General features: G+C 56.2%; 1 protein-coding gene. It reads right to left on the bottom strand.

Annotated elements, in window-relative coordinates; translation table 11 throughout:
- Positions 1 to 153 precede the first annotated feature (153 nt).
- Positions 154 to 1104 carry an IS110 family transposase gene (locus APH28_RS25940; RefSeq protein WP_060513279.1) on the bottom strand — a complete coding sequence of 317 codons (951 nt, stop codon included), beginning with the start codon at positions 1102 to 1104 and terminating at the stop codon, positions 154 to 156.
- Positions 1105 to 1319 lie beyond the last annotated feature (215 nt).

The following is a 1319-nucleotide window of genomic DNA, read 5'->3' as shown; positions in this document are numbered from 1 at the left end:
GTGGGAGCAACTGTCTTGCTCAATTTCTAAAAGCTGGCGCGGGCCCTGTGGGAGCGGGCTTGCCCGCGAACACGGGCGAAGCCCGTGCCATCCACCACGGTGTCGGCTTCGCGGGCAAGCCCGCTTCCACGCGGTTCATGCTGCGTTCTAAGTTTACGTTGCACTTTCAGGCTGCGGCAGCACCAGATCGCGCCATGATGTGCCCGTTCTGAGCATGGCATTCAGCCGCACGATGAAAGTCCTCATGCAGGCTACGATAGCGACCTTGGGAAGTTTTCCGCGCTCGCGCAGTGACTGATAACGAGCCTTGAGTGCTGGGTTGTACTTCATTGCTACAAGGCATGCCATGTATAGCGATCGCCTGACCGCAAAACGCCCGCCAGAGATAGAGCGCTTGCCCACGGATTTCCCGCTGTCGTGGTTGAAGGGAGCCACGCCGACCAGGGAGGCAATTTCTCTGGATTCAACCCGACCCAGCTCCGGTAGCAGCGTTATCAGTTTGCCCGCTGTCACCATCCCAATGCCTTTCACTTTAGTCAGTTGAGCAACCCGTTCGTCGTTCAGCGTCGCAGTTTGCTGTTCGATCTCACGCTCAACCAGTTTGATCTGCGTTTTGAAGTGCTTCAGGTTGGCGTTCAGGTAGCTAGCAACTGCAGTCGATTGCACCTGCTTCAGGCGGCGCAGGTCGTCATCTCGCTGTTGAACCAAACGATCACGTTGTTGAAGCAACTCTCGCAGAAGTGCTCGTTCGGGACTGATTCGCAGTGAGGGTTGATCTGGAATGACTTCGGCATAGTGCGCAAGAACCTCAGCGTCGATGGCGTCGGTCTTGGCCTTGATGCCTAAGGAGTCAGCGAATGACCTGGCTCGCCTGGGGTTGACGCGTATGACCTTGTAGCAAGAGTCCTGTAGAACACGCATGACATCTCGCTCATAGCCACCCGTCGCCTCTAGCAGGACGCGCTTGATACTGAGCTTGCGAAGGCTCTCCAGCAGTGCCTCAAAGCCTGCCGGATCATTGCTCACATGAATCTTGATGCCTTGGGGCCGCACCGCAGCATCAAGGTAAAGACTGGAAACATCGATACCCAAGAAGGAAGCCATCACCAAAACCTCCTAAACTCAACACAGTGAGAGGACTTTGGCTTGGCCCACGCTTGTGATTCGAGATCAGAGCCGCATCCAACTGTTCGGGCTCTCGCCAAAGTGGAACGGTGAATGGCAGCTTGTGCTCCCACTCGTGCTCAAGGCACCTGCGGCATTCAGCTCGCCATTCACCGCTCTCACTCCAGATTCTAATCCCCCAACAAGACACAAGC

Source organism: Pseudomonas sp. NBRC 111124, from assembly GCF_001320245.1.
GTDB lineage: Bacteria > Pseudomonadota > Gammaproteobacteria > Pseudomonadales > Pseudomonadaceae > Aquipseudomonas.
This window is presented reverse-complemented; position numbering and strand designations above follow the sequence as displayed.

Coding starts and splice junctions, on each gene's coding strand:
- APH28_RS25940 (WP_060513279.1), bottom strand. CDS start 1,104: ATGGCTTCCTTCTTGGGTATCGATGTTTCCAGTCTTTACCTTGATGCT.